Genomic DNA, 26,391 nt, shown 5'->3' on the forward strand with positions numbered 1-26,391 from the left:
AAAACATGACGAAACCATGACGAATGTCAGTTTGCCGCGATCACCCGATTCCCGCCCCTTCTCCAAGGGGGTGCTGCCGGGATATTCAGGGGGGCAAAGCAGACCGGAGAAGAGCATGTCCGCCCCCTATAATGACGCCTCCTATAGAGAGGGTACGATCTGAGCATGGCGTCGATCCTCGATACATTGCCGCGCCTGCCGGTGCTCGAAGCGCTGCCGGCGCTCGGTGCGGCCCTCTCATCGGGCACGCGCGCCGTGCTGTCGGCGCCGCCCGGCGCGGGCAAGACGACGCTGGTGCCGCTCTTCCTTCTTGGCGAGGCCTGGCGGGGTGACGGGCGGATCATCCTGCTTGAGCCGCGCCGGCTTGCCGCGCGCGCCGCGGCGGGCCGCATGGCGGCACTTCTGGGCGAACGGGTCGGCGAGACCGTCGGCTATCGCATGCGGCTCGACAACCGCGTCTCGGCGCAGACACGGATAGAGGTGGTGACGGAGGGCGTTTTTGCCCGCATGATTCTCGACGATCCGGAACTGCCCGGCGTTTGCGCGGTGCTCTTCGACGAATTCCACGAGCGTTCGCTCGATGCGGATTTCGGCCTGGCGCTGGCACTCGACGTGCAGGCGGCGCTGCGCGAGGACCTACGCATCCTCGTCATGTCGGCGACGCTCGATGTCGCGCGGGTGTCGGCGCTGCTCGACAATCCGCCTGTCATCGCCAGCGAGGGACGCACCTTCCCCGTCGATATCCGCTACCAGGACCGGCCGGCCGGCGAGCGCATCGAGGACGGCATGACCCGCACCATCGTTGCGGCGCATCGTGAAGAGAGCGGCTCGATCCTCGCCTTCCTGCCGGGACAGGCCGAGATCACCCGCACCGCCGAACGGCTGGCGGGCCGGTTCGGGCCGGAGACCACCGTCGTGCCGCTCTATGGCAATCTCGGCCAGAAGGACCAGGATGCGGCGATCCGGCCGGCACCGGCCGGCACGCGCAAGATCGTGCTGGCGACGTCGATTGCCGAAACGTCGATCACCATCGATGGCGTGCGCATCGTCATCGACAGCGGGCTGCAACGCCTGCCGGTCTTCGAGGCGGCGACCGGGATCACGCGGCTGGAGACGGTGCGCGTGTCGCGCGCCTCGGCCGACCAGCGTGCCGGCCGCGCCGGGCGAACCGAGCCGGGCATTGCGATCCGGCTCTGGCATGCCGGCCAGACGGCGGCGCTGCCCGCCTTCACGACACCGCAGATCCTGTCCAGCGACCTGTCCGGCTTCGTGCTCGACCTTGCCCATTGGGGCGTGGCCGATCCCGCCACTCTCCGCCTCGTCGACCAGCCGCCGGCCGCTGCCCTTGAGGAGGCGCGCAATCTGCTGCGCCTGCTTGGCGCGCTCGATGCGGCTGGTGCCTTGACACAGGCGGGAAAACGCATCCGCGCGCTGGCGCTGCCGCCGCGGCTTGCCGCCATGATCCTGCATGCCGCGCAGGACGGCGAACAGGCGGCAGCGGCGCGGCTTGCCGTGCTGTTGACGGAACAGGGGCTCGGCGGTCCGGCCGTGGACATCGAAGACCGTCTGCGGCGCTTTGCCAACGAACGCGGCGAGCGTGCGGACGCCGCGCGCCGGCTCGCGAGCCGCATGGCGGAGGGGTTTGGCAAGGCGAAGGGAGACGGGACGAGCACGCCGGGCGCCCTGCTGCTGCATGCCTTCCCGGACCGGGTTGCCCTGCAGCGCGGCGGCCGCGGGCGGTTCGTCATGGCGAACGGACGCGGCGCGGAACTGCCGGAGACCGAGCGCCTTGCCGGCTGCGACATGATCGTCGTCGCCGACCTGACGGGACAGGCCGGACGCCAGCGCATTCTCGCCGCCGCCGAGATCGACCGTGCCACGGTCGAGGCCGAGCTTGCGGACAAGATCGTACGCGAGGATCAATGCGTCTTCGACCGCGCCAGCCGCCAGGTGCGCGCGCGCCGGGTCGTTCGCCTCGGCGCGATGCTTCTGGAGGAGACGCCGCTTCCGCGCCCGAGTGGAGCGAAAGCCGCACTGGCGCTGGCAGACGGCGTTCGCCAGCTTGGCCTCCAGGTCCTGCCGTTTTCCCGCGAGACGGCGCAATTGCGTGACCGGATCGGCTTCCTTCATCGCTCGATCGGTGCGCCCTGGCCGGATACCAGCGACGATGCGCTGCTGGCGACGCTCGATACCTGGTTCGTGCCGTTCCAGGAGACGACGCGCGGCATCGACGATATCAAGTCGTCAAGCCTGCAGGAGGGCCTGATGGCGCTGGTGCCTTACGAGGTTCAGCGCGATCTCGCGCGGCTGGCGCCCACCCATTTCGAGGCACCGACCGGCCAGCGCCACCCGATCCGTTATGATGGCGACGAGCCGGTGCTGGAAATCCGCGTGCAGGAACTCTTCGGGCTGAAGCAGCATCCGGCCATTGCAGGCGGCCGGCTGCTGCTGCTGCTCGAACTGCAGTCCCCGGCGCACCGCGTCATCCAGACGACGCGCGACCTGCCCGGTTTCTGGGCGGGCTCGTGGCGCGATGTCAGGGCCGACATGCGCGGGCGCTATCCGCGGCATCCCTGGCCGGAGGCCCCGGCCGAGGCGATGCCGACGACACGCGTCAAACCGCGCGGTACATAAGAGAACGCAAGTCCAGCAAGAGTGCGAAGCGGTTTTGCGGCCGCAATGACGCAAAGGCTCCAGAGCCAAGAGGAAAAGACATGGCAGGATATCAGGACATCGAGTTCGAGGGCGCCGGCCGGCGGCTGCGCCTCGAAACGCTTATTCGCCTGCGCTGGCTGGCGGTGGCGGGCCAGACGATCAGCGTCATCGTCGTGGGGCTGTGGCTGGCATTTCCGCTGCCGCTGCTGCCGGCCGGGATACTGATCGCCCTGCTTGCGGCGGTGAATTTCTTTCTTGCCGTGCGCTTTCCGCCCGCACACCGGCTGACGCCGGCCTCCGCCTTCTTGCTGCTCGCCTTCGACCTCTGCCAGTTGACGGCGCTGCTCTTCATTACCGGCGGCCTTGCCAACCCGTTTGCGCCGCTCGTCTGCGTGCCGGTCATCATCTCCTCGTCGTTGCAGCCGATCCGCTTCAGCCTGCCGCTCGGCTTCCTGTCGTTTCTTGGCATTACCGCCCTTGCCTTCACGCCGTTTCCGCTGCCGTGGTTTCCCGGCACGCTGCTCGTCGTTCCGCCGATCCTGACGGCCGGCTTCTGGTTCGCCATCGTGTCGACCACCGCGTTTGCCGCCTTCTATTCCTATCGCGTGTCGCAGGAAGCCGCCGAGCTTTCCAATGCGCTGCAGGCGACCGAACTCATTCTCCAGCGGGAAAAGCACCTGTCGCAGCTCGATGGCCTTGCCGCCGCTGCCGCCCATGAACTCGGCACGCCGCTCGCCACGATCAGCGTCGTGGCGCGCGAGATGGAGCGCGAACTCGGCACCGACGAGCGCTTCAAGGAAGACGTGCAGCTGCTGCGCAGCCAGAGCGAGCGCTGCCGCGACATCCTGCGCCGGCTGACGACGCTGTCGACGGAGGACGAGGCGCATATGCGGGTGCTGCCGCTCTCCTCGCTGCTGGAGGAGGTGCTGGCGCCGCACCGCGAATTCGGCATCCGGCTCAACCTGGTCGAAAACAACGACCGCAACGGCGAGCCGGTCGGCAACCGCAACCCTGGCATTCTCTACGGTCTCGGCAACCTTCTGGAAAACGCGGTGGACCATGCCCGCGAAGAGGTCACCATTACCGTCGACCACACGCCGGAGCGCGTGACGATCGTCATCGAGGACGACGGCGACGGTTATGCCGCGGACATTCTCCAGCGCATCGGCGACCCCTACGTCACCAAGCGCCAGCGTGACGAACGGGCCGGCGGGCTTGGTCTCGGGCTGTTCATCGCCAAGACCCTGCTCGAGCGCTCGGGCGCCAAATTGACCTTTGGCAATCGCACGGGCGACCGGCCGGGTGCGCGCGTCTCGGTCGATTGGCCGCGGGGCCGCATGGAGGCAAAGGCCGCGAAATGACTTTACCCGCCCCCGCTTACGGGCGATAAGCTGATCTTGATCAAGAACGGACGAAAATCGGCCTCGGAAGACGAAAATGGCAGAAAACACCGACACGAACAGCATCGCAGCAGACGATATCGGCCCCGATCCGTCGTTGCTCCTCGTCGATGACGACGCGCCCTTCCTGCGCCGTCTTGCGCGCGCCATGGAGACGCGCGGTTTCGCCGTCGATACGGCTGAATCCGTCGCGGAGGGCATTGCCAAGGCCAAGACCAACCCGCCGAAATATGCGGTGGTCGACCTGCGCCTCGGCGACGGCAGCGGCCTCGACGTGATCGCCGCCATTCGCCAGCGCCGCGACGACACGCGCATCATCATGCTGACCGGCTACGGCAACATCGCGACCGCCGTGAACGCCGTGAAACTCGGCGCCGTCGATTATCTGGCAAAGCCCGCCGATGCCGACGACATCTTTGCCGCCCTGACCCAGCGTCCGGGCGAAAAGGCGGAACTGCCGGAAAACCCGATGTCGGCGGACCGCGTGCGCTGGGAGCACATCCAGCGCGTCTATGAAATGTGCGACCGCAACGTCTCCGAGACGGCCCGCCGTCTCAACATGCACCGCCGCACGCTCCAGCGCATCCTGGCGAAACGCGCACCGAAGTAAAAACGGGACTGCGCGGGCGTCAGGTCAGGCCAACCCGAAAATGGTCGATTTTTTCGACGCGCCGGCTGCTAAGCACGGTTGAAAGCCAGGACACTCGCCGCTACGGCAAGTGTCGATACGGCTTCCAACCTGTCCGGAGACTTCAGTGAGCGACGCATTCGGCTTTATGTTCGGGTTCTACGGCCTGCTGCTCGGTCTCGCCGTTGCCGAGGTCGTCTCCGGCTTTTCGCGTGCCTATGACGAACGCAGCACGCGCCGGATCGGCATCGTCGCGCCGCTGTTCGGCACGCTGCTCCTCGTCGATCTCATCACCTTCTGGATGAATGCCTGGGCCTATCGCGATCTGCCGGACGTGCGTTATCTCACCGCGCTTGCCGTGGCGCTGGTCGCCCTGCTCTATTATTTCGCCGCCACCCAGGTTTTTCCGAAGGCCACCGAGAAGGACACGCTGGACAACCACATCATGGAACACCGGCATGTGGTGGTGTTCTGCGTGCTGGCGAGCAACCTCATCACCCAGATCCCGAACGTGATCTCCGCCGTCACGACGCCGTGGGCGCCGTCGGATATCGCGCTCTGGCTCGGTCTCAACATGATCTACTATGTGCTTCTCGGCACCGCCGCACTGGCAAAAAGCAAGACGGTCGTCTGCGTGGTCGTTGCCGTGGCCATTCTGTATGTCACCGGAGCGACGACGATCTTCGCCTAGGCTGGCTCGTCGCGCCGGCCGGAGACGATGGCCGAGATATCCGGCCCGTCCTGCCGGCCGTCCATCGAAAACTCGGCAAGCAGCAGCCGGCCGGCGGCAACGCGGGCAAAGGCAGAGGTCACCGACTTTCGCGTCGGCGGTGGCAGCCTGTGTTCCGGCGCGTCGCGAAGGATATGCGCGCCATAGGCGTCGGAGAGAATGAGGCCGCATTCCTCCGGGAAGATATCGAGCGGCACTTCTTTATGGGTGGCGAAGAACAGCCGGTCGCAATGGCGCCGGTAGTCCGGCCATTTGCGGTCCACCTTGAAATCCTCGATCGACGTCTTGATCTCGACGATCCAGATCTCCCCCTTGTCGGACAGGCTGATGAGATCGGCGCGCCGGCCGCTTGCCAGCGTCAGTTCGGGCAGCACCGCATGGCGCATCTCGGCCAGCATGCGCTGCACGCCGCGGCGCACCATCATGGCACGGTCGGACTGGCGGCCGTCGATCAGCGGATTGTCGTTGTGAAGCGATACGATCGTCATTCAAAAAACCTCGGCGAATCGCATTTTACCGCGAAACGGTTTTTCGGCCGGGAAAAAGTTAAGGCGACGGGCTGATTGGCAGTCGGGAAAACACTTCGTTAACCGCATGCCGCGGTTCCTGTGCGGCTTCGATGCAGGCAGGGCGCAAGGCCATTGAATGGGGCGTCCAGGCGTGCTTGGCATGGCTCGGGTGTGGCGAAAGCGGCAGGTTACCGGGCATTGTTGTTGCAAAAAAACAATCCGCCGGCTTTTTGCTTTGGCTTTAGCCCACGCCGGAGCACACAGACTTGCATTGGCTGGTTTAATCGAAAATAAACCATAACCGATGAAAGCTCCGCGTCTCGGAACTTCTTAATTCCTTTTTCCAAGAGAATCACATGCGTTTCCGCAATGCCCTCCTCCTGTGCGGCCTCGCAGCGGCCGTCACGCTCGCCGGTTGCTCTTCTTCCTCCGTGTCCCTTCCGGGCGAAAAGGTGGCGACCAATGCCATCTTTACATCGGAATATGGCCCTGTTGAGGACAATGGCTATGCCCTGCCCGGCATCCCGATCAACAAGGTGAACCCGAAGTTCCACCGCCAGATCGTCGATTACGCCACCAAGGAAAAGCCCGGCACGATCGTCGTCAACACGCCGAACCGCTTCCTCTATTACGTGCTGCCCGGCGGCAAGGCCGTGCGCTACGGCATCGGCGTCGGCAAGGCGGGCTTTGCCTGGCAGGGCGAGGCCTACATTGCCTGGAAGCAGGAATGGCCGAACTGGCATCCGCCGCAGGAAATGGCAGACCGCAAGCCGGAAGTCGCCCGCTACGTCAAGGACGGCATGGGCCCGGGCCTGAAAAACCCGCTCGGTGCGCGCGCGCTCTATCTCTTCAATGAGAAGGGCCAGGACACGCTGTTCCGCCTGCACGGCACGCCGGAATGGGCTTCCATCGGCACCGCCGCATCGTCGGGCTGCATCCGCCTGATGAACCAGGACATCATCGATCTCTACAAGCGCGTCCGCCCCGGCCAGGGCGCCCGCGTCGTCGTCCAGCAGTAAGCGGACGTCCTTCTTCAAACAAAGAAGCCGCCGGAGCGATCCGGCGGCTTCTTTCGTTTGTGCTTTGCATGGTCACCTTGATTGGTACCACGCTCACCTCCCCACCAACGTCATCCTCGGCCTTGAGCCGAGGATCCACCGCCTCGCCCGGGGTGTGGATGGTCGGGTCAAGCCCGACCATGACGGCGGAAAGGTGTGCAGCCCTTGTCGGCAGCCGAGCCGCCGGATTGCTTCGGCAGCCTCTTGCTATCAGCCGTTCGCCGCCTTCAGCTCCAGCCGGCGGCGGTGCAGGACCGGCTCGGTATAGCCGTTCGGCTGCTCGCGGCCCTTGAGCACGAGGTCGAGTGCGGCCTGATAGGCGATCGAACCGTCGAAATTGCCGGCCATCTTCTGGTACAGCGGGTCGCCGGCATTCTGCCCGTCGACGACGGCGGCCATACGCTGCATGGTCTCGACGATCTGTGCTTCCGTCACCACGCCGTGGTGCAGCCAGTTCGCCATGTGCTGGGCGGAGATGCGCAGCGTGGCGCGGTCCTCCATCAGGCCGACATCGTTGATGTCAGGCACCTTGGAGCAACCGACGCCCTGATCGACCCAGCGTACGACATAACCCAGAATGCCCTGCGCATTGTTGTCGAGCTCGCGCTGGATTTCCTCCGGTGTCCAGTTCGGCCGAACGGCGACCGGCACGGACAGGATATCCGACAGCTTTGCCCGCGGGCGCGAGCGCAGCGCTGCCTGAACCCCGGCGACATTGACCTTGTGGTAGTGCGTGGCATGCAGCGTCGCGGCCGTCGGCGAGGGAACCCAGGCGGTGTTGGCGCCGGCCTTCGGATGGGCGATCTTCTGCTCCAGCATGGCGGCCATCAGGTCGGGCATGGCCCACATGCCCTTGCCGATCTGCGCATGGCCGGAAAGCCCGCATTCCAGGCCGATATCGACGTTCCAGTTTTCGTAGGCCGCAATCCACGCGGCCTGCTTCATGTCGCCCTTGCGGATCATCGGACCCGCTTCCATCGAGGTGTGGATCTCGTCGCCGGTGCGGTCGAGGAAGCCGGTATTGATGAAGACGACGCGCTCTTGTGCCGCGCGAATGCACTCCTTGAGGTTGACCGTCGTGCGGCGCTCCTCGTCCATGATGCCCATCTTCATGGTGTTCGGCGCCATGCCGACCGCAGCCTCGACCCGGCCGAACAGCTTTGACGCGAAGGCGACTTCTTCCGGCCCGTGCATCTTCGGCTTGACGACATACATCGAGCCCTCGCGCGAATTCTTGCGGCGGCCATTCGGGCCGATGTCGTGCAGCGCGATCAGCGCGGTGACCATGGCGTCCATGATGCCTTCCGGCACCTCGTTGCCGTCGCGGTCGCGGATCGCCGGATTGGTCATCAGGTGGCCGACATTGCGCACCAGCATCAGCGAGCGGCACTTGACCTCGAAGGGCGAGCCATCGGGCGCCGTATAGGTAAAGTCGTCATAGAGCTTGCGCTCGACCGTCTCGGAGCCCTTCTTGAAAGTCTCCTTCAGGTCGCCCTTCATCAGGCCGAGCCAGTTGCGATAGACGAGGACCTTGTCCTCGGCATCGACGGCGGCGACCGAATCCTCGCAATCCATGATCGTCGTCAGCGCGGCCTCGATATTGACGCCGGCAATGCCGGCCGGGTCGGTCTTGCCGATCTCCCAGTCGCGGTTGAGAAGGATCTCGATGCCGAGGCCATTGTTCTTGAGCAGCACATGGCGCCAGCCCTCGTGCTCCGCATGGCCGGCATATTGCTCCGGCCGCTTCAGCGAAACGGAGCGGTCGCCCGCCGTCAGAAGCAGTTCCGAACCGGCTTTGATATCGGTAATATCGGCCCAGCGGGCGTCGACGAGCGGTGCAGCCTCGTCGAGGAAGGCCTTGGCCCACGCCACCACCTTCTCGCCGCGCTTCGGATTGTAGCCCTTGCCCTTTTCCGCGCCGTCGGTTTGCGGAATGACATCCGTGCCGTAGAGCGCATCGTAGAGCGAACCCCAGCGCGCATTGGCGGCATTCAGCGCATAGCGCGCGTTCATGACCGGCACGACGAGCTGCGGGCCGGCGAGGCTGGCAATCTCGGGATCGACATGGTCCGTCGTCACCGTGAAGTCATCGCCTTCCGGCAGCAGGTAGCCGATCTCGCGCAGGAACGCCTCATAGGCCGCCATGTCCACCGGCGCGCCGTTTGCGCGATACCAGGCGTCGATCTTTTCCTGCAACGCATCGCGCTTGGCGAGCAGCGCACGGTTTTCCGGCGCAAGGTCGTGCACGATGGCGGAGAAATCGGCAAAGAAGCGCTCGGCGTCCACGCCCGTGCCGGGAAGAGCCTCCGTGACGATAAAGTCATAAAGGGCACTGTCGATCGAAAGACCGGCTTTTTCGGTAAAAGTCATCTGAAAAGGCTCCGAATGGCGGGACGAAGGGGGAGTATCCCGAATGCTGTCACTTTCCGGAGCTTTCATTCATAGTCAATTCGGCAAAGGCATAAAGAATTTATTCCGCTACGGATAAAATCGTACTTATGCTTCGTCGGCAATGCGCGGCCGGCCGCTGGCCGTTGCGGTAAAACGCGCCTCCATGAGCTTGCGGCTGCCCTCCACCTCCAGCGCATCGATCTCTTCCGACAGCGTCACGACCGGCTCGTCCGCACCATTGGCCCGGGCAGAATGCAGTGCCGCCGTCACCGCCCGTTCCTTGGCCAGCGAGAAGGCAGCCGCCTCGTCGATCAGGCGCACGCTGTCACCTGCACCATTGACGATGAAGACGCCGTCTTCCGGCATGGTCACGAAGACCGTGACGGCCGCGCGCACCTGGCCGACGACCGCGCCGACGGCATTGGCAACGCCGGCATCGGCCGGAATGGACGATTCGGCGCCCAGCATCTCGGCGATATCAGGGTAATAGACCGGCGCCGACGCCCCGAGGCCGACGAGCGGCCGGTCGAGCGCGACACGGAATGTCACGATGCCCGGCACGCGGTGAAGCGCGCGGTCGATGGAAATCGAATTGGCCGGATCGAGCGCCCCCACGCCGTCATCGGCAAGGCAGGCGGAGAGAATGACATCCGCCGACTGGCGGGTCAGCCGGTCGACAATTGACCGTGCCAGGGCTTCCGGGCTGTCGGCGATCGGCCGGCCGGTGCCGTCCTTGATGCGCGCGGCGAGTTCCAGCCCAAGGCGGGCGGCTGCGGCATCCCATTGGCCCTGCCCGCCGAGCACATGCATGGCGTCCGACGGCGTGATGCCGACAAGATGCACGAGGCCGCGGGCGACCAGCCGGTCGAGCGTCGCCTTCTGCAGCGTGGTGACGAGCAGACCGTCGAGCGGCAGCGGCGTAGCACCGATCTTGTCGTAGAGCGCCTGTTCCTGCGGCTGGAGCCCGCTGGCAAGCCGCTCCGGCACGCCGGTGCGCACGGCAAAACGGCCATCATGCCGCCCGACATGGGCCGTGCGGATCTGACGCTCCAGCACCGGCACGATGGCGCCGGGATGCAGCGCCGAAGCAAGGCTGAGCGGCAGGAAACGCCGCGGCCCGAGATCGATCTTCGCCTTCAGGCCGCGATCGTTGATGCGCACCTCCGAATCGCCGCCGAGCCCGAAGGTCCGCATGGCGACGGCCTCGACCATGGTGCGGTAGCCGCCGACGACGGCGCCCTCCGCATCGAGCTTCGGCCGGCCGCCGTCGAGCACCGCCACATCCGTCGTCGTGCCGCCGATGTCGGAGACGACGGCATTGTCGAGACCGGTCAGGTGGCGCGCGCCGACAAGGCTTGCCGCCGGGCCGGAGAGAATCGTTTCGATCGGGCGAAGACGCGCCTCGGCAGCCAAGATCAGCGCACCGTCGCCGCGCACCACCATCATCGGCACATGGATGCCACGGCGCGTAAGATAGTCTTCGCAGGCGCCGATCAGCCGGTCGATCATCGAGACCAGGCGGGCGTTGAGCAGCGTCGTCAGCGCCCGGCGCGGGCCGCCGAGCTTGGAGGACAGTTCGTGGCTGCAGGTCACCGGCAGGTGCGAGACCTCGCGGATGAGGTCGCGCACGCGCTGCTCGTGCGCCGGGTTGCGCACGGCGAAATAACCGGCGACGGCAAACGAGGACACGGTTTGCGACAGGATCGGCAGGGCCTCGTCCAGCGCCGTCATGTCGAGCGGCGTCTCGTTGCCGTGCACGTTGTGGCCACCGGGCAAAAACAGCACCGGATCGTTGCCGAGCGCATCGGCAAGCCCGTCGCGCTTCAGGTCTTCCGGGCCGAAACCGATCATCACCAGCCCGGCGCGGCCGCCCTGCCCCTCGACCAGCGCATTGGTGGCGAGCGTCGTCGACAGCGAGACCAGGCCGATCGCGGAAACCGCGGCTTTCGCCTGCTCCAGCACGGCTTCGACCGCTCCCGAAATGCCGACCGAAAGATCGTGGCGGGTGGTGAGCGCCTTGGCGCGGGCCACCACACCGTGGGTTTCGCTGTAGAGCACGGCATCCGTATAGGTGCCGCCGGTATCGATGCCGAGTAATAAATGATCTGCCACGAGAATTCTTCCAGACTGCCTGCCGTCTTCTTCAAAACAGGACTGGCTCTTTTCAAAGCCGGTCTGGAATGGTGTTATTGCATGTCCAAGTCGATTGCCACCATCCCGCCGGCGACATCAGGTGAAAGAACGAGGAGTCCACCCAGTGATCGATCTCTCCATCAGAAGGCCGCTTCTGGCTGCCCTTCTTCTCGGCACGGCCCTTGTTGCCGGCAGCCTGCCCGCCGGCGCCCAGGAAGAGGGTGAAGAGCAATACCAGGCGCAGATCCCGGACGTGGCGATCTACAAGGCGATGCTGGATGCCAACAAGCAGACGGGCTGGGTGCAGTTTCGCGAGTTCGCCGACCAGCAGCTCATCTATTTCACGGCCTTGCAGACCATGCATTGCCGGCTGAAGGAGGTGCGTTACTCGATCAATTCCGACGCGCTCGACAAGACGTTCCCGATGGCGGCATGCGATCCGGAACTGCCCTTCAACCTGCCGTCGGACGACAGCCAGAACTGGCTCTATCTCAACCTGAAGCCGGGCGAGGCGCAGACGATCGCCGTCCAGGCGGTGTGGGATGATGGCAGCGGCAGCGAAATCGTCGTCTACCAGCCCTGCAAGAACCCGGAAGCGACCTGCGCCTCGATCAAGACGATCAAGAAATCGAAGAAGCGGGCCGACGAGCCGTCACCCGCAACGCCAATCCGTTAGCCGGCTGCGTCGTGAGGCGCTGCACCGGCCAGGGGCGCGTCGTCTCGGTCATGTCGAAGCGGAAGCGGTGCATCAGCACGCCAAGTGCGATGATCGCTTCCTGCATGGCGAAGGTCGCGCCGATGCAGATGCGCGGACCCGCACCGAACGGCAGGTACTGGAAGCGGTGGATGGCATCGCGGTTTTCCGGCAGGAAGCGTTCCGGCATATAGGCGCGCGGCTTCTGCCAGAGAAGCGCATGGCGATGCAGCGTCCAGGGCATGACGAGGATGGTCACGTCCTTCGGGATCTCCACCCGCTCGCCGGAAGGGCTCGTCCAGACGTCGTCGGCGATCGCCTCGCGGTTGATCGAGGGCGCCGGCGGATAAAGCCGCATCGCCTCCTCGAAGGCGGCGCGCGTCCAGGGCATCAGCTCCAGCCATTCGACGGGATCGGCACCACTTGCCAGCACCCGGTCGATCTCGTCTTCCATCGCCTCGCGCACATGAGGGCTATTGGCCACGCAATAGAGCGTCCAGGCGAGCGCCCGCGCCGTCGTCTCATGGCCGGCACCGATGAAGGTGAGGATATTGTCCTCCACCTCCTCCATGGTCAGCCCCTCCGGCCCGGCAGCACGTAGCAGCAGGGTGAGGAAATCGTTCGGCGCGTCACCCGCGGCGCTGTTCATGCGCTTCAAGCGCAAATCCATCGTGTCGCGCACGATCTTGCGGAATTTTCCGAGCACCCTTAGCCCGCCAATCCGCGTGACGCGCGGCACCCAGGCGGGCGCGCGCAGCAGATCCATCGGGTCGACGCGGCCCATCGAATGCAACAGATCATCCACGTCGTCGGCGAAATTGTTGGAGGACGTGACGATCTCGCCGGAAAACAGCGTCTCGGACAGGATGGCGAAGGCGAGCTCCGTCATGTCGTTGCCGATATCGAAGGCCGCACCGTCCGCGCCCTCGTATTTCTGCGCGTACAGCTCCGACTGCGCCAGCATCTGGCTGGCAAAGCCCTTGGCATGGCGCGGTGTGAAGATCGGCGCGACGGCCTTGCGGGACCGGCGCCAGACCGCACCCTCCGCCGTCAGCAGCCCGTCACGCAGGATCGGGCGCAGCACGAGCTGGCGCACCACGGCCATCTTGTAGTTGGCGGCATTGTCGACGAGCAGATATTTGATGAGGCCGGGATCGTTGACGATCAGCGTCTTCTCGCCAAAAAAACTCGTCATGATCCAGGGCAGCGTATAGGAGGGCTCGCCCCACAGCTCCAGCGGATTGCGGAACACCGTGCGGATGATCTCGAGCTTCGACGGCGGCACCGTGCGCGGTATCGGCGCCGGCGGTTCGAACGGCTCGGGACGCATATCCATCGTCTGGCTCCTATGATCGGCTCACCTGTAGACTGGGCCGATATAGAGGCGGAAGTTAGAGCAATTCCAGCAAACTACGTAGGTGTTTTGCGTACCGCGACGTGCGGACGATCAGAGCAGGGACCGAAGCTCCGCCAGTTTGTCGTTCACCAGCCAGCCGTAATAGTTCTCTTCCGGCCAGGTCACCTCGCCGGCGGCGCGGCGGGCGGCGAAGGCGCTCGCGCGGGCGTCCGGATTGCCGATGTTATAGAGGGTTGCCGTCACGCCGGGATTCTTAGAGATGTCGACACCGGCGATCTTCTTGTAGGCGTCGATCGAGCGGCGGATCGAAGCCGCCATATAGGCGAGCGAGATATCCGGATCCATGATCGCCTTGTAGACGCCGACGGCATCCGCCTCGTCGAGCCGGTCGTAGCCGGAAATGCGCGCCACATCGTCCGTCAGCGTCAGCGCCGTCAGCGGATTGATCTGGCCGAGGCCAAAGGTCTGGCCGGCATAGAAGGGCTGGAAGAACACCGCGCTGAAGCGGTTGTTCGGGAAGAACGTGCCGCCGACCGTGCGGCCCTTGAACGACCGGTTCCAGACCTGCTCGCGGCAGGTCCACAGCCCATAGGAGCCCTTCTTGCTGGCGCATTGCGCAAATTCCGGCCGATCGACGAAATCCGCGACCGATTCCCCGTCATAGGCGAAGCGGAAGCTGCCCGTATAGGACGCCGCCTTCACATAATAGCTCTGCAGCCGGTCATAGGCGTCGACATTGTAGGTGTGCTCGCCGACGATCGCGCCGACCATGTGGATCGGGTCGATGCCGTATTTGCCGGCAGTGGACTTGATCTTGCCGGTGAGCTCGCGGTCGGTGGCGAGAAGATCGCGCACCTTCTCGTATTTCGCGTCGAAGGAGGTTTTTCCGGCCTTCGTGCGGCGCACGGAAGCACCCGGGATGTTCGGCTGCTCGGCATTGATATTGCCGGCGGGCACCACGTCGATGGCCAGCGCCATGGTCTGGCTCTGGACAAAAAGGGCGGCTGCGAGGGCAAACACAGGGATCAGCTGTCGCACGATTGCGGTTCCGTCTTCTGATGATGTCGGCGAATGGCGAGACCGATGGAAGAGAAACATGTCGGAATGATGCCAAAACGTGGCAATGACCTAGGCCGCGATGCCCTTGCTGTCGAGGCCCCTTCCCGTCAAAAACCCGGCACCGGCGGTCGCGAAGGCGACCACCGGTGCGGAAACGTCACAGGATGTAGCGCGACAGGTCCGTATTGGCCGCAAGCGCGCCGACATGCTTGCGGACATATTCCGCGTCGATGACCAGCGTGTTGCCCGGCTTGTCCGGTGCCTCGAACGAGATCTCGTCGAGCACCCGCTCCATCACCGTCTGGAGACGCCGCGCGCCGATATTTTCCACGCTGGAGTTCAACTGCACCGCCACGTCGGCGAGCGCATCGAGCGCGTCCTCGGTGAAGTCGAGGTCGACGCTTTCCGTCAGCATCAGCGCCTTGTACTGGCGGATGAGGCTCGCCTCCGTCTCCGTCAGGATGCGGCGGAAGTCCTGCTTGGTCAGCGCCTTCAACTCGACGCGGATCGGCAGGCGGCCCTGAAGCTCCGGCAGCAGGTCCGACGGCTTGGAGACATGGAAGGCACCGGAGGCGATGAACAGGATATGGTCCGTCTTCACCGGCCCGTACTTCGTCGCAACCGTCGTGCCTTCGACAAGCGGCAGCAAGTCACGCTGCACGCCCTCGCGGGACACGCCCGCCCCCATGCCGCCGTCACGCGCGGCGATCTTGTCGATCTCGTCGATGAAGACGATGCCGTCATTCTCGGCCGAATGGACCGCCTCGCGCTGAATCTGCTCCATGTCGAGCAGCTTGTCGGACTCGTCGTCGATCAGGATCTTGTAGCTGTTCTTGACTGTCGTCTTCACCTTCTTCGTGCGCCCGCCCATCGCCTTGCCGAACATTTCCGACAGGTTGAGCACGCCGATATTGGCGCCCGGCATGCCGGGGATTTCAAAACCGCCGGGCATGCCGCCGCCGGTATCGGCAACGTCGACCTCGATTTCCTTGTCGTCGAGCTCGTTGTTGCGCAGCTTTTTACGGAAGCTGTCACGCGTCGCCGGCGAGGCGGTGGCGCCGACCAGCGCGTCGAGCACCCGTTCCTCGGCATTGGCATGGGCCTTGGCCGTCACCTCGGCGCGCTTCTTCTCGCGCACCAGGCCGATGCCGACCTCGACAAGGTCGCGCACGATCTGCTCGACATCGCGGCCGACATAGCCGACCTCGGTGAACTTGGTCGCCTCGACCTTGACGAAGGGCGCGCCGGCGAGTTTTGCCAGGCGGCGGGAAATCTCGGTCTTGCCGACGCCGGTCGGGCCGATCATCAGGATGTTCTTCGGCATCACCTCGTCGCGCAGGTCCGGCTCCAGCTGGTGCCGGCGCCAGCGGTTGCGAAGCGCAATCGCCACGGCGCGCTTGGCGTCGTGCTGGCCGATAATGTAGCGGTCGAGTTCGGAAACGATCTCGCGGGGGGAAAAGTTGGTCATGGGTTTCCTCTAGCAACGATCCCGGGCCATCATCAGCGCCGGGCCGTCCTCAGTCATGCGTTGATCGAAAGCATGGAATCCGGCCTTTTCATAGGCCCGGATGGCATGCGCATTGTCGGGATTCGGATCGAGCACGACCCGGTCGATACCCTCAGTGAAGACCTTCTGCACGAAGGCCTCGATCATCGCCGGTCCGTGGCCGATGCCGACCATGTCGGCAAGGCCGATGAACTGGTCGATGCCGACGGTGCGCTCCGGCCGGTTACCGAAGGACAGGTCGTCCGAAGCGATCCGATAGGCCTGCAGGTAGGCGAAGGGTGCGCCGGCATGCAGCACCACGAAGGATTCCATGGTCGGCTCGTCGAAATCCGCCGCGATGCCGGCGACTTCGTCCGCCGGCTCGCCCCACCAGCGCCGGACATGCGGCGCGTTCAGCCAGCGTTCCAGCATCGGCAGGTCGGCCTCCGTCACCGGCCGGAAAACATAGGCCTCAGCGGTCGGCATCCAGCGTCTCCACCACGACATTGTGGTTGGTGTAGACGCAGATGTCGCCGGCAATGTGCATGGCGCGGCGCGCGATGTCCTCGGCCGACTTGTCGGTGTCCATCAGCGCACGGGCGGCCGCATAGGCGTAATTGCCGCCCGAGCCGATCGCCATGGTGCCGTGTTCCGGCTCCAGCACGTCGCCATTGCCGGTCAGCGCCAGCGTGACGGACTTGTCGGCGACCAGCATCATCGCTTCAAGACGACGCAGATATCGGTCGGTCCGCCAGTCCTTGGCAAGCTCGACGGCGGCGCGCATCAGCTGGTCGGGATATTGTTCGAGCTTGGATTCCAGCCGTTCGAGCAGCGTGAAGGCGTCGGCCGTCGCGCCGGCAAAACCGGCGATCACGTCGCCCTTGCCCAATCGGCGGACCTTGCGCGCATTGCCCTTCATCACCGTCTGACCAAGGCTCACCTGGCCGTCGCCCGCCATCACCACCTTGCCGTCCTTGCGAACGGTGATGATCGTCGTGGCGTGCATGGAAGCGTAGGGGTTGTGTTCACTCATAAGCGTACCTTCGAAAACCCGGCATCCCGGGCATGGCACCGCCATCGAGGCGGCCTCGTTGTCTCCTATGTAAGCGGCGTTTCGACAATTGCAAACGGCGGGCGGGTGCGACCTGGCCCGGCGCCGGCACGCGTCGCGGACCGAAACGACGGCCCATCCGCTTCAAAAATAAATCTTGCTTTCTCCGCGCGATAAGCAAGTTATTGTCTCCTAACCAACACGAGGGAGACGGCAATGGCCAAGGGTCAGGTTCGAAGCAACAAGGAAACGCGCAAACCCAAGAAGGACAAGGTCGCCGACAAGGCCGCGCCGACGCTGGGTTCGCAGGTCAAGAACAGCGAAAGCTCGACGAAGAAGAAGTAACGGGTACAGGCAGCGGGTTTTCTGAACAAAGTCCCGCACCCCCTTCCTTCCGTGATCCTCGGGCTTGACCCGGGGATCCATGCCTCCTCGCCGCAGCGCGTGGATCCTCGGGTCACGCCCGAGGATGACAGGGAGCGCTTTGCGAGGGTTTCCCAAGGCAATAGGCGTCGATCCCGACCTATCTCGATTTTTTACATCCCCGATTTTCCCCACCCCCAAAACCTCCCGTATCCTGACCCTCCTTCCGCCGCCGGACGGATCGCGTAACGTGTCGATGTGGGCGGGAGGAGGCGCTTTCGTTTCCTGCCGAAACGTACGGCAGGGGCGAAAGAGGCGTGGAGCGCCGTGGTGACCAGAAGCCTTTTCCCGTTTCTTGCGGGATCAGGCTGGCGGAAGCTGCGGCGGGCGAGGCTTCCCCGGGTCGCGGGGTCGGCTTGGGTCCGCCATGCAAGCAGAGTGGCAGCGCATGTCCCCGAAAAGCGCGTAAGCGGTTTTCGGACAAGGCATATGCACCAACACACTGCGCAGCGAAGCCTTGCCATGCCTGAAGGAGGATTAGACCGCCTCCGAAGAACGCCTGGGCCGCGCGAAAGCGAAGCCACCCACTTACCCCTTCCAGAGGCAACGCTTTCGCGCGGTTCTCCGGACTGGTTTCGTCAACCCGCGGGCAACCGGCGGGCCGTTTCGGCATGCACTGAGAAACCTCGACAGACTGGCGTTTTCCATGGAGCCCTGTTAAGGAGCGGCGATAAAATTACCGGAGACTGCAATGAGCCGCACAGCCAGCGTTTCGCGCAAGACGAACGAGACCTCCGTTTCGGTCACCGTCGACATCGACGGCACCGGCGCGTCGACCATTTCGACGGGCGTGGGCTTCTTCGATCATATGCTCGACCAGCTGTCGCGCCATTCGCTGATCGACATGCAGATCAAGACCGATGGCGACCTGCATGTCGACGACCACCACACGGTGGAAGACACCGGCATCGCCATCGGCCAGGCCATTGCCAAGGCGCTCGGCGATCGTCGCGGCATCACGCGGTATGCCTCGCTCGACCTTGCCATGGACGAGACGATGACGCGCGCCGCGGTCGATGTGTCCGGCCGCCCCTTCCTCGTCTGGAACGTCAATTTCTCGGCCCCGAAGATCGGCACCTTCGACACCGAGCTGGTGCGCGAATTCTTCAACGCGCTCGCCCAGCACGCCGGCATCACGCTGCATATCCAGAACATCTACGGCGCCAACAACCATCATATCTCGGAGACATGCTTCAAGGCTGTCGCGCGCGTGCTGCGCACCGCGACCGAGATTGACACCCGCCAGGCGGGCCGCGTTCCCTCGACGAAGGGTTCGCTGGCCTGATTGGCCCATCTGGAGGCCTGTCGATGGCCACATTCCTTGTTCTGATACCGCCGGGCGCAAAATCCCGGGACGAAAAGGCCCGGATCATCCGCGACCGTTTTTCGTGGCTCGCCTTCATCGTTCCGGTCGTCTGGCTGCTCTGGCATCGCGCCTGGCTTGCCGCAGCCCTCGCCTTCGCCGTGCAGTCGCTCGGTTCGATGATCGGCGACCATCCGGTCTTCGGCCTTGCCGGCCTCGGCGTCTCGCTTGCCACCGGCCTCCTCGTCGCGCTTGAAGGCCCGTCGATGGTCGTCGCCTCGCTGGAGGGCAAGGGCTGGACGGTCGATGCGGTGATATCGGCCGACGACCGTGCAACGGCGGAAGAGATTTACTACATGGAAAACCAGACCGGCGACGCGCCGGCGCCGGAAAGCGCCCGCCCCGTCCTGCCGGCATCCGAAACCTCCGCGCGCCGGCACGCTCCCATGCTTGGCCTCGTGGGTTTCCAGGAAGGACGCTGACATGCGTGTAGCCATCATCGACTACGGCTCGGGCAACCTGCGCTCGGCCACCAAGGCGTTCGAACGCGCCGCCCGTGAGGCCGGCATCGACGCCGAGATCGACCTGACGGACAAGGCCGACCGCGTCGCCACCGCCGATCGCATCGTGCTGCCCGGTGTGGGCGCCTATGCCGATTGTCGCCGCGGCCTCGATGCCGTGCCCGGCATGGTGGAAGCGCTGCGCGATGTCGTCGAGGCGAAGGCCCGTCCTTTCCTCGGCGTCTGCGTCGGCATGCAGCTGATGTCCTCACGCGGGCTCGAAAAGACCACGACCGAGGGCCTCGGCTGGATCAAGGGCGACGTCGTTTTGATGACGCCCAGCGATCCGGAGCTGAAGATCCCGCAGATCGGCTGGAACACGCTGGACCTCCAGCGCCGGCATCCGCTTTTCGAGGGCATTGCCACCGGGGAGGCCGGCCTGCACGCCTATTTCGTGCACTCCTACCATCTCGCCGCGGAAAACCCGGACGATGTGGTCGCGACGGTCGATTACGGCGGCGCGATGACCGCCTTCGTCGCCAGCGGCAACAAGGCCGGCGCACAATTCCATCCGGAAAAGAGCCAGACGCTCGGCCTCGCCCTCATCACCAATTTCCTCCGCTGGAAGCCCTGAACTGGAAAACGCCATGATCCTCTTTCCCGCCATCGACCTGAAAGACGGCCAGTGCGTTCGCCTCAAGCTCGGCGACATGGACCAGGCCACCGTCTACAATCCCGACCCGGCCGCGCAGGCGAAAGCCTTCGAGGACCAGGGCTTTGAATGGCTGCACGTCGTCGATCTCAACGGCGCCTTCGCTGGGGAAAGCGTCAACGGCGCTGCCGTCGATGCCATCCTGAAGGCGACGAAGAACCCCGTGCAGCTCGGCGGCGGTATTCGCACGCTGGACCATATCGAAAACTGGCTGTCACGTGGCCTCTCGCGCGTCATTCTCGGCACGATCGCCGTGCGTGACCCGGCGCTCGTCATCGAAGCCTGCAAGAAGTTCCCCGGCAAGGTCGCCGTCGGCATCGACGCCAAGGGCGGGAAGGTTGCCGTCGAAGGCTGGGCCGAAGCCTCCGAACTCGGCGTGATCGAGCTTGCCAGGAAATTCGAAGGCGCCGGCGTTGCCGCGATTATCTATACCGATATCGATCGCGACGGCATCCTGACTGGCATCAATTGGGAGGCCACGCTGGACCTCGCCGAGGCGGTCTCCATTCCCGTCATTGCCTCCGGCGGCCTCGCTTCGATGGACGACATCCACCACCTCGTCGCCCCGGAAGCCCACAAGCTGGAAGGCGCGATTTCCGGCCGGGCGCTCTATGACGGCCGCATCGATCCCGCAGAGGCGCTCGCCGTGATCCGCGGTGCGAAAGGACGTGCTGCATGACCCTCAAAGCCCGCGTCATACCCTGCCTCGATGTCAAGGACGGCCGCGTCGTGAAGGGCGTCAGCTTCGTCAACCTGGTCGATGCCGGCGATCCAGTGGAATCGGCGCGCGCCTATGACGCCGCCGGTGCCGACGAACTCTGCTTCCTCGACATCACCGCCTCCTCCGACAACCGCGACACGATCTTCGACGTCGTGGCGCGCACGGCCGAGCACTGCTTCATGCCGCTCACCGTTGGCGGTGGCGTGCGGGCGGTGGCGGATATCCGCAAGCTCCTGCTTGCCGGTGCCGACAAAGTCTCGATCAACTCCGCTGCCGTCGCCAATCCGGATTTCGTGGCTGAGGCTGCCGACAAGTTCGGTAACCAGTGCATCGTCGTGTCGATCGATTCGAAAAAAGTCTCCGCCGAAGGCGAAGAGGACCGTTGGGAGATCTTTACCCATGGCGGCCGCAAGGCGACCGGCATCGACGCCGTCGCCTTCGCCGAAAAAATGGTGGAGCGTGGCGCCGGCGAACTGCTGCTCACCTCCATGGACCGCGACGGCCAGAAGGGCGGTTATGATATCGCGCTGACTCGCACCATCGCCGACCGCGTTTCGGTACCGGTCATCGCCTCCGGCGGCGTCGGCAATCTCGACCACCTCGTGGAAGGCGTGCGTGACGGGCATGCCACTGCGGTGCTGGCCGCCTCGATCTTCCACTTCGGCACCTATACCGTTGGCGAGGCCAAGCGCTATATGGCCGAGCATGGCATTGCCATGCGGCTCGACTGAGGAGGGACGAATGAGCACCTTCACCCTTGCCGATTTGGAACAGATCGTCGATGCCCGCGCCAAGGCCGATCCGGCGGAAAGCTGGACGGCCAAGCTCGTTGCGGCCGGGCAGCAGAAAGCAGCAAAAAAGCTCGGCGAAGAGGCTGTCGAGACCGTTATTGCGGCCATCGAAGGCGAAAAGGCCGCTCTGACGAGTGAATCAGCCGATTTGCTCTATCATCTGATGGTCGTATTGAAAATCGGTGGCGTACCGTTACAAGATGTCATGGCGGAATTGGCCCGGCGTACGGGCCAATCCGGCCTAGCAGAGAAGGCCAGCCGGCAGAGTTGATGATCCAGGCAGCGCTCGACAAGGACCAGGCGGATATTCCGGACGATTTCGGCAACCGCGACTATTCTCCCTACCGCTTCTTCTCGGCAGAGGAATGGGCGCATTTCCGGGCCGATACCCCGCTGACGCTCAAGGCTGACGAGGTGCAGCGGCTGCGCTCGCTGAACGACCCGATCGACCTTGACGAGGTGCGCCGCATCTATCTGTCGCTGTCGCGCCTGCTGTCGGCGCATGTCGAATCCTCGCAGATGCTATTTCGCCAGCGCAAGCAGTTCCTCAGCCTCTCCGACGAGGCGAAGACGCCCTATGTCATCGGCATCGCCGGCTCGGTCGCCGTCGGCAAGTCGACCACGGCGCGTATCCTCGCCGAGTTGCTGGCCCGCTGGCCATCGAGTCCCAAGGTCGATCTCGTGACGACCGACGGCTTCCTCTATCCGAACGCCGTGCTCCAACGTGAAAACATGATGGACCGCAAGGGTTTTCCGGAGAGCTACGACATCGGCGCGCTCTTACGCTTCCTCTCGGCGATCAAGGCCGGCAAGGCCGACGTCAAGGCGCCGATGTATTCGCACCTGACCTACGACGTCCTGCCGAACGCGTTCCGCACCATCGACCGGCCGGACATCCTGATCTTCGAGGGCATCAATGTCCTTCAATCGCGCAACCTGCCGGCCGACGGCAAGGTCGTGCCGATGGTGTCCGATTTCTTCGACTTCTCGATCTATATCGATGCGGAAGAGGCGCTGATCCACAACTGGTATGTCGAGCGCTTCATGCGGCTGCGTGACACCGCCTTCAAGGACCCCGATTCCTACTTCCACCGCTATGCGACGATCAGCGAGACAGCGGCGCTGGCGATCGCCGAAGGCCTGTGGAGCAACATCAACCTGAAAAACCTGCACCAGAACATCCTGCCGACCCGTCCGCGTGCCGACCTGATCCTGCAAAAGGGCCAGAACCACCTGATCGAGACGGTGGCCTTGCGCAAACTATAGCCGGCTATGGATTGACCCGCCGCAGTGTGAGATTGATCCGCCCGGGATTCTTCAGAAGCGTTGAGGTGCCCGGATAGATCCGGTCAACCCCATGAAAAATCAGCCGGTTTTCTCCACCGAAGACAAACACATCGCCGCTTGATAGCCGGAAAGAGCGGGTCGGATCGCTACGGGAAATCCCGCCAACGCGAAACAGGCACTGATCGCCGAGCGATACGGATACGACCGGTGCGCCGAACTCCGTTTCGTCGCGGTCCTGATGCAGCCCCATCTTCGCCTCGGGCTCATAGAAATTGACCAGGCAGGCTTCCGGCGGCTTTTCGAAGCCGGCAACCGTCTCCCACAAAGCCAGCAGCGCATCGGGAATGGCCGGCCAGGGGCGTCCGGTCTCGGGATGCGTCGGCTGGTAGCGATAGCCGTTGTCCTTGTCCGTCACCCAGCCAAGCGGCCCGCAATTGGTCATGCGCACCGACATCGGCTTGCCCGTTTTCGGCATGCGCGGCACGAAAAGCGGCGCCTCGGCCACGACATGCCGTATCGCGGCGACAAGCGCTTCCTGCGCCGCGCGGTCGAAATGATCGGGGAAGTAGCGCAGCCCCGGTGCGAGGCCGCGCTCAGCCATGGTCGCTCACGCTTCCGACAGGTCCGGAATGCGCAGCACCTGGCCGGGATAGATCTTGTCCGGGTGGGACAGCATCGGCCGGTTGGCGTCGAAGATCAGGATATGCTTGGCGCCCTTGCCCTTGCCGAAATAGGTCTCGGCGATCTTCCAAAGATTGTCGCCCTTCTTGACCGTGTGCAGCGTCGGCTCCTTGGCAGACGTCGACACCTTCAGCAGTTCCGTCAGGTCGATCTTGTCGAGCTTCAGCCCGGAATCGGGGGAGGCAACCTTGAGATCGGCCGCTTCGACCTTCGAAATGCCGAGTGTGTTGCCGACGGCAATGACCGCCTTTTCAAAGGCCGTCTGGTCAGCCACGACGCCCTTCAGCACACATTTGTCACCCTCGACGGAAACTTCGACCTTCTGCGTGCCGAGATCGAAGGAATCGAGCTCCTTCTTGACCGCGTCCGCTGCCGGCGCTTCGTCGTCGCCGATGCCGAGCTTCTTGCCGGCGCTCTTGATGAAGCTGAAGAGACCCATGGTTACCTCCCGTGTTTTGTTTTCTTTGACTTAAGCAGAGCCTTCCTGCGAAGGGAAGGTTTCGTTTCACTCTCACGTATAAACGGCCAAGTTGCGGCAATCATTCGCCGTCGGGCTTCGCGCGCATACGTTTCACGCCCGACCGGCCCGATTTTTCCTTGAGCCGGCGTTCGACCGACCCCTTCGTCGGCTTGGTCTTCCTGCGTGGCGGTGGTGGCGGTTCGGCAGCCTTGAGGATCAGCTCCTTCAGCCGCTCGCGCGCATCCTCGCGGTTGCGTTCCTGGCTGCGGAAGCGGTTCGCCTCGATCATCAGCACGCCATCCTTGGAGACCTTGCGGCCGGCGAGCTTTTCCGCATTCGCCTTGACGCGCTCGTTCAGCGACGGCGAGTTGCGCAGGTCGAAGAACAGCTGGACCGCCGTCGAGACCTTGTTGACGTTCTGGCCACCCGGACCGCCGGCCAGCACGAACTGTTCGGTCAACTCCCAACCGGCAATCGTGATGGAGTCCTTGATGTAAAGAGGGTCGCTGGCCATGGATGTTCCTTTCCAGGCCGTTGTAACGGGCAGACGGGGAAACGGGAAGCCGTGTGCCGAGACGAAAAACCCGGCCTTTCGAGCCGGGTTTCACGTGAATCATTGCCAAAACCTTACTCGGCGGCAGCCTTGAGGCCCGGTGCCGCGTCGCGCACGCTGCCATCCACCTGACCCTCGAACTTCTCGAAGTTGGTGATGAACATGTCGACGAGCTTTTCGGCCTGCTTGTCGTAAGCGGCACCGTTGGCCCAGGTCGAGCGCGGGTCGAGGATCTTCGTATCGACATCCGGCACCGAAACCGGGACCTGGAAGCCGAAATTGTCGTCGCGGCGGAACAGCGCATCCTTCAGCGAACCGTCGAGCGCTGCGGCGAGCAGCGTACGGGTTGCCTTGATCGGCATGCGACGGCCTTCGCCATAGGCGCCACCGGTCCAGCCGGTGTTGACCAGCCAGCAATCGACGCCCTGCTCGGCGATCAGTTCCTTGAGCAGGTTACCGTAGACCGTCGGGTGGCGCGGCATGAACGGCGCGCCGAAGCAGGTCGAGAAGGTGGCTTCCGGCTCGGTCACGCCACGCTCCGTGCCGGCAACCTTGGCGGTGTAGCCGGAGAGGAAGTGGTACATGGCCTGGTCGGGCGTCAGCTTGGCGATCGGCGGCATCACGCCGAAGGCATCAGCCGTCAGCATGATGATCGTCTTCGGATGCGGCGCGCGGCCGGTCTCGCTGGCATTCGGGATGAAGTCCAGCGGATAGGCGCAACGGGTGTTTTCCGTCAGCGAGCCGTCGTTGAAGTCCGGAACGCCATTCGCATCGAGCACGACGTTTTCCAGCACGGTGCCGAAACGCTGCGTCGTGGCATAGATTTCCGGCTCGGCTTCGGCCGAAAGACGGATCGTCTTGGCGTAGCAGCCGCCTTCGAAGTTGAAGATGCCGTTTTCGCCCCAGCCGTGTTCGTCGTCGCCAACCAGCGTGCGGTTCGGATCAGCCGACAGCGTCGTCTTGCCGGTGCCGGACAGGCCGAAGAACACGGCGGCATCGCCATCCGGGCCGACATTGGCCGAGCAATGCATCGGCATGACCTTTTCCGACGGCAGCAGCCAGTTCAGAACGGTGAACACCGACTTCTTCATTTCGCCGGCATAGAAGGTGCCGGCGATCAGCACGATGCCGCGCGACAGGTCACAGGCGATCATGGTTTCCGTGCGGGCGCCATGGCGAACCGGATCGGCCTTGAAGGTCGGCAGATCGATGATGGTGAGTTTCGGCGCGAAACCGGCAAGGTCCTTCTCGTCCGGGCGGATGAGCAGGTTGCGGATGAACAGCGAATGCCAGGCGAGTTCCGTGACGACGCGGGTCGGCAGGGCATATTCGGCATCGGCACCGCCGATGAGGTCCTGCACGAAGAGATCGCGGTCGCCGGCATGCGTCAGCATATCGGCGTGCAGTACGTCGAAATGCTCGCGCGACACGGCCTTGTTGTTGTCCCACCAGATGGCATCGACGGTGTTTTCGTCACGAACGACGAACTTGTCCTTCGGCGAGCGGCCGGTGTGCTGGCCGGTGAGCGCGCGCAACGCGCCATGCGCCGTCTTGACAGCTTCGCCGCGACCGAGCGCCTCTTCGTAAAGAGCCTCTGCTGCAAAGTTGTACCGGACCGTGCCGTTGGTGTGGATACCCATCGCGGTGAGCCCCTGAGCGGGGTTGCGAACGCCAAGTTCCTGCATGGTCCAGTTTTCCTCCGTAGGCGACAAGACTGGTGTGGATTTTCGAGGAAACTAATCTGGCACTGTCACAAAAACAAGAGGCAACTCGAAATTAGGCAATAATATCAATTATTTAATCGATTTA

Annotated in this window: 26 protein-coding genes; 14 read left to right on the forward strand and 12 right to left on the reverse strand. The window is 64.1% G+C overall.

Annotation, left to right across the window (positions count from 1 at the left end; genetic code table 11):
• The first annotated feature begins 165 nt into the window (after window positions 1-165).
• The 4 genes from hrpB to BSY16_RS15440 all read left to right on the forward strand — a co-directional run bounded on the left by hrpB (window position 166) and on the right by BSY16_RS15440 (window position 5,374).
• Window positions 166-2,634 (forward strand): ATP-dependent helicase HrpB, encoded by a 2,469-nt coding sequence (gene hrpB, locus BSY16_RS15425; RefSeq protein WP_069060478.1) that lies wholly within the window; start codon window positions 166-168, stop codon window positions 2,632-2,634.
• An 80-nt stretch (window positions 2,635-2,714) separates the two neighbouring features.
• Window positions 2,715-4,016, forward strand: a complete 1,302-nt coding sequence (locus BSY16_RS15430; protein ID WP_069060479.1) for an ActS/PrrB/RegB family redox-sensitive histidine kinase — start codon at window positions 2,715-2,717, stop codon at window positions 4,014-4,016.
• 76 nt (window positions 4,017-4,092) lie between these two features.
• Window positions 4,093-4,665, forward strand: coding sequence for an ActR/PrrA/RegA family redox response regulator transcription factor (locus BSY16_RS15435; protein ID WP_069060480.1), 573 nt, complete (start codon window positions 4,093-4,095; stop codon window positions 4,663-4,665).
• Window positions 4,666-4,810: 145 nt separating this feature from the next.
• Entirely contained in the window at window positions 4,811-5,374 is a 564-nt protein-coding gene (locus BSY16_RS15440) for a hypothetical protein (RefSeq protein WP_069060481.1), read from the forward strand.
• Here the strand turns inward: BSY16_RS15440 and BSY16_RS15445 are convergent.
• Entirely contained in the window at window positions 5,371-5,901 is a 531-nt protein-coding gene (locus BSY16_RS15445; RefSeq protein ID WP_069060482.1) for an MmcB family DNA repair protein, read from the reverse strand. The two genes, BSY16_RS15440 and BSY16_RS15445, sit on opposite strands and share 4 nt — an antisense overlap.
• Before the next feature lie 377 nt (window positions 5,902-6,278).
• Here BSY16_RS15445 and BSY16_RS15450 point away from each other — a divergent pair, with 377 nt between their 5' ends.
• Window positions 6,279-6,941: a L,D-transpeptidase gene (locus BSY16_RS15450; RefSeq protein ID WP_069060483.1), complete on the forward strand. Its 663-nt coding sequence runs from the start codon at window positions 6,279-6,281 to the stop codon at window positions 6,939-6,941.
• A 249-nt stretch (window positions 6,942-7,190) separates the two neighbouring features.
• Here the strand turns inward: BSY16_RS15450 and BSY16_RS15455 are convergent, their stop codons facing one another.
• Both BSY16_RS15455 and BSY16_RS15460 read right to left on the reverse strand, forming a co-directional pair.
• Complete coding sequence (locus BSY16_RS15455) at window positions 7,191-9,350, reverse strand: malate synthase G (protein WP_069060484.1); 2,160 nt, start codon at window positions 9,348-9,350, stop codon at window positions 7,191-7,193.
• Between the two features lie 126 nt (window positions 9,351-9,476).
• Window positions 9,477-11,483, reverse strand: coding sequence for a hydantoinase/oxoprolinase N-terminal domain-containing protein (locus tag BSY16_RS15460; protein ID WP_069060485.1), 2,007 nt, complete (start codon window positions 11,481-11,483; stop codon window positions 9,477-9,479).
• Window positions 11,484-11,628: 145 nt separating this feature from the next.
• Here BSY16_RS15460 and BSY16_RS15465 point away from each other — a divergent pair, with 145 nt between their 5' ends.
• Complete coding sequence (locus BSY16_RS15465) at window positions 11,629-12,180, forward strand: hypothetical protein (RefSeq protein WP_069060486.1); 552 nt, start codon at window positions 11,629-11,631, stop codon at window positions 12,178-12,180.
• On the opposite strand, the gene BSY16_RS15470 is transcribed toward BSY16_RS15465, so the two are convergent.
• From BSY16_RS15470 to hslV, 5 genes are all read right to left on the reverse strand, one after another.
• Window positions 12,125-13,534, reverse strand: a complete 1,410-nt coding sequence (locus BSY16_RS15470; protein ID WP_069060487.1) for a cytochrome P450 — start codon at window positions 13,532-13,534, stop codon at window positions 12,125-12,127. The two genes, BSY16_RS15465 and BSY16_RS15470, sit on opposite strands and share 56 nt — an antisense overlap.
• A gap of 111 nt (window positions 13,535-13,645) precedes the next feature.
• A complete protein-coding gene (locus BSY16_RS15475; protein WP_069060488.1) occupies window positions 13,646-14,593 on the reverse strand; it encodes a DUF1402 family protein in 948 nt (315 codons plus the stop codon).
• Window positions 14,594-14,771: 178 nt separating this feature from the next.
• Window positions 14,772-16,082: an ATP-dependent protease ATPase subunit HslU gene (gene hslU, locus BSY16_RS15480; RefSeq protein WP_069060489.1), complete on the reverse strand. Its 1,311-nt coding sequence runs from the start codon at window positions 16,080-16,082 to the stop codon at window positions 14,772-14,774.
• Between the two features lie 9 nt (window positions 16,083-16,091).
• Window positions 16,092-16,586: a GNAT family N-acetyltransferase gene (locus tag BSY16_RS15485; RefSeq protein ID WP_069060490.1), complete on the reverse strand. Its 495-nt coding sequence runs from the start codon at window positions 16,584-16,586 to the stop codon at window positions 16,092-16,094.
• Complete coding sequence (gene hslV / locus BSY16_RS15490) at window positions 16,573-17,133, reverse strand: ATP-dependent protease subunit HslV (RefSeq protein WP_069060491.1); 561 nt, start codon at window positions 17,131-17,133, stop codon at window positions 16,573-16,575. The genes BSY16_RS15485 and hslV overlap by 14 nt, the downstream gene beginning before the upstream one ends.
• A gap of 234 nt (window positions 17,134-17,367) precedes the next feature.
• Between hslV and BSY16_RS32760 the strand changes: the two genes are divergently transcribed.
• From BSY16_RS32760 to coaA, 8 genes are all read left to right on the forward strand, one after another.
• Window positions 17,368-17,496: a hypothetical protein gene (locus BSY16_RS32760; RefSeq protein WP_286157141.1), complete on the forward strand. Its 129-nt coding sequence runs from the start codon at window positions 17,368-17,370 to the stop codon at window positions 17,494-17,496.
• Window positions 17,497-18,265: 769 nt separating this feature from the next.
• Window positions 18,266-18,859 carry an imidazoleglycerol-phosphate dehydratase HisB gene (hisB, locus tag BSY16_RS15495; RefSeq protein ID WP_069060492.1) on the forward strand — a complete coding sequence of 198 codons (594 nt, stop codon included), beginning with the start codon at window positions 18,266-18,268 and terminating at the stop codon, window positions 18,857-18,859.
• A 23-nt stretch (window positions 18,860-18,882) separates the two neighbouring features.
• A complete protein-coding gene (locus BSY16_RS15500; protein WP_069060493.1) occupies window positions 18,883-19,359 on the forward strand; it encodes a DUF2628 domain-containing protein in 477 nt (158 codons plus the stop codon).
• Window position 19,360: 1 nt separating this feature from the next.
• On the forward strand, window positions 19,361-20,011 hold the full coding sequence (hisH, locus tag BSY16_RS15505) for an imidazole glycerol phosphate synthase subunit HisH (RefSeq protein WP_069060494.1): 651 nt from the start codon (window positions 19,361-19,363) through the stop codon (window positions 20,009-20,011).
• 13 nt (window positions 20,012-20,024) lie between these two features.
• Window positions 20,025-20,768, forward strand: a complete 744-nt coding sequence (gene hisA / locus BSY16_RS15510; protein ID WP_069060495.1) for a 1-(5-phosphoribosyl)-5-[(5-phosphoribosylamino)methylideneamino]imidazole-4-carboxamide isomerase — start codon at window positions 20,025-20,027, stop codon at window positions 20,766-20,768.
• Window positions 20,765-21,541 (forward strand): imidazole glycerol phosphate synthase subunit HisF, encoded by a 777-nt coding sequence (gene hisF / locus BSY16_RS15515; RefSeq protein WP_069060496.1) that lies wholly within the window; start codon window positions 20,765-20,767, stop codon window positions 21,539-21,541. Before hisA ends, hisF begins: the two co-directional genes overlap by 4 nt.
• Window positions 21,542-21,551: 10 nt before the next feature.
• Entirely contained in the window at window positions 21,552-21,872 is a 321-nt protein-coding gene (locus BSY16_RS15520; protein WP_069060497.1) for a phosphoribosyl-ATP diphosphatase, read from the forward strand.
• Complete coding sequence (gene coaA, locus BSY16_RS15525; RefSeq protein WP_069060498.1) at window positions 21,872-22,867, forward strand: type I pantothenate kinase; 996 nt, start codon at window positions 21,872-21,874, stop codon at window positions 22,865-22,867. Before BSY16_RS15520 ends, coaA begins: the two co-directional genes overlap by 1 nt.
• A 4-nt stretch (window positions 22,868-22,871) precedes the next feature.
• On the opposite strand, the gene BSY16_RS15530 is transcribed toward coaA, so the two are convergent.
• The 4 genes from BSY16_RS15530 to BSY16_RS15545 form a co-directional block, all read right to left on the reverse strand.
• A complete protein-coding gene (locus BSY16_RS15530; protein WP_069060499.1) occupies window positions 22,872-23,489 on the reverse strand; it encodes an alpha-ketoglutarate-dependent dioxygenase AlkB family protein in 618 nt (205 codons plus the stop codon).
• A 6-nt stretch (window positions 23,490-23,495) separates the two neighbouring features.
• Window positions 23,496-24,008, reverse strand: coding sequence for a peptidoglycan-binding protein LysM (lysM, locus tag BSY16_RS15535; protein WP_069060500.1), 513 nt, complete (start codon window positions 24,006-24,008; stop codon window positions 23,496-23,498).
• A 100-nt stretch (window positions 24,009-24,108) separates the two neighbouring features.
• Window positions 24,109-24,543: an alternative ribosome rescue aminoacyl-tRNA hydrolase ArfB gene (gene arfB, locus BSY16_RS15540; protein ID WP_069060501.1), complete on the reverse strand. Its 435-nt coding sequence runs from the start codon at window positions 24,541-24,543 to the stop codon at window positions 24,109-24,111.
• A gap of 113 nt (window positions 24,544-24,656) precedes the next feature.
• The gene (locus BSY16_RS15545; RefSeq protein ID WP_069060502.1) at window positions 24,657-26,267 is read right to left on the reverse strand and encodes a phosphoenolpyruvate carboxykinase; all 1,611 of its coding nucleotides are present in this window, start codon (window positions 26,265-26,267) and stop codon (window positions 24,657-24,659) included.
• Between the last annotated feature and the right edge of the window lie 124 nt (window positions 26,268-26,391).

This window comes from Sinorhizobium sp. RAC02, assembly GCF_001713395.1.
Lineage (GTDB): Bacteria > Pseudomonadota > Alphaproteobacteria > Rhizobiales > Rhizobiaceae > Shinella.

Bases quoted from the DNA above. Each gene is read 5' to 3' on its own strand.
- hrpB (WP_069060478.1), top strand. From the start codon at position 166: ATGGCGTCGATCCTCGATACATTGCCGCGCCTGCCGGTGCTCGAAGCG.
- BSY16_RS15430 (WP_069060479.1), top strand. From the start codon at position 2,715: ATGGCAGGATATCAGGACATCGAGTTCGAGGGCGCCGGCCGGCGGCTG.
- BSY16_RS15435 (WP_069060480.1), top strand. From the start codon at position 4,093: ATGGCAGAAAACACCGACACGAACAGCATCGCAGCAGACGATATCGGC.
- BSY16_RS15445 (WP_069060482.1), bottom strand. From the start codon at position 5,901: ATGACGATCGTATCGCTTCACAACGACAATCCGCTGATCGACGGCCGC.
- BSY16_RS15450 (WP_069060483.1), top strand. From the start codon at position 6,279: ATGCGTTTCCGCAATGCCCTCCTCCTGTGCGGCCTCGCAGCGGCCGTC.
- BSY16_RS15455 (WP_069060484.1), bottom strand. From the start codon at position 9,350: ATGACTTTTACCGAAAAAGCCGGTCTTTCGATCGACAGTGCCCTTTAT.
- BSY16_RS15470 (WP_069060487.1), bottom strand. From the start codon at position 13,534: ATGGATATGCGTCCCGAGCCGTTCGAACCGCCGGCGCCGATACCGCGC.
- hslU (WP_069060489.1), bottom strand. From the start codon at position 16,082: ATGACCAACTTTTCCCCCCGCGAGATCGTTTCCGAACTCGACCGCTAC.
- BSY16_RS15485 (WP_069060490.1), bottom strand. From the start codon at position 16,586: ATGCCGACCGCTGAGGCCTATGTTTTCCGGCCGGTGACGGAGGCCGAC.
- hslV (WP_069060491.1), bottom strand. From the start codon at position 17,133: ATGAGTGAACACAACCCCTACGCTTCCATGCACGCCACGACGATCATC.
- BSY16_RS32760 (WP_286157141.1), top strand. From the start codon at position 17,368: ATGGCCAAGGGTCAGGTTCGAAGCAACAAGGAAACGCGCAAACCCAAG.
- hisB (WP_069060492.1), top strand. From the start codon at position 18,266: ATGAGCCGCACAGCCAGCGTTTCGCGCAAGACGAACGAGACCTCCGTT.
- BSY16_RS15500 (WP_069060493.1), top strand. From the start codon at position 18,883: ATGGCCACATTCCTTGTTCTGATACCGCCGGGCGCAAAATCCCGGGAC.
- hisH (WP_069060494.1), top strand. From the start codon at position 19,361: ATGCGTGTAGCCATCATCGACTACGGCTCGGGCAACCTGCGCTCGGCC.
- hisA (WP_069060495.1), top strand. From the start codon at position 20,025: ATGATCCTCTTTCCCGCCATCGACCTGAAAGACGGCCAGTGCGTTCGC.
- hisF (WP_069060496.1), top strand. From the start codon at position 20,765: ATGACCCTCAAAGCCCGCGTCATACCCTGCCTCGATGTCAAGGACGGC.
- BSY16_RS15520 (WP_069060497.1), top strand. From the start codon at position 21,552: ATGAGCACCTTCACCCTTGCCGATTTGGAACAGATCGTCGATGCCCGC.
- coaA (WP_069060498.1), top strand. From the start codon at position 21,872: ATGATCCAGGCAGCGCTCGACAAGGACCAGGCGGATATTCCGGACGAT.
- BSY16_RS15530 (WP_069060499.1), bottom strand. From the start codon at position 23,489: ATGGCTGAGCGCGGCCTCGCACCGGGGCTGCGCTACTTCCCCGATCAT.
- lysM (WP_069060500.1), bottom strand. From the start codon at position 24,008: ATGGGTCTCTTCAGCTTCATCAAGAGCGCCGGCAAGAAGCTCGGCATC.
- arfB (WP_069060501.1), bottom strand. From the start codon at position 24,543: ATGGCCAGCGACCCTCTTTACATCAAGGACTCCATCACGATTGCCGGT.
- BSY16_RS15545 (WP_069060502.1), bottom strand. From the start codon at position 26,267: ATGCAGGAACTTGGCGTTCGCAACCCCGCTCAGGGGCTCACCGCGATG.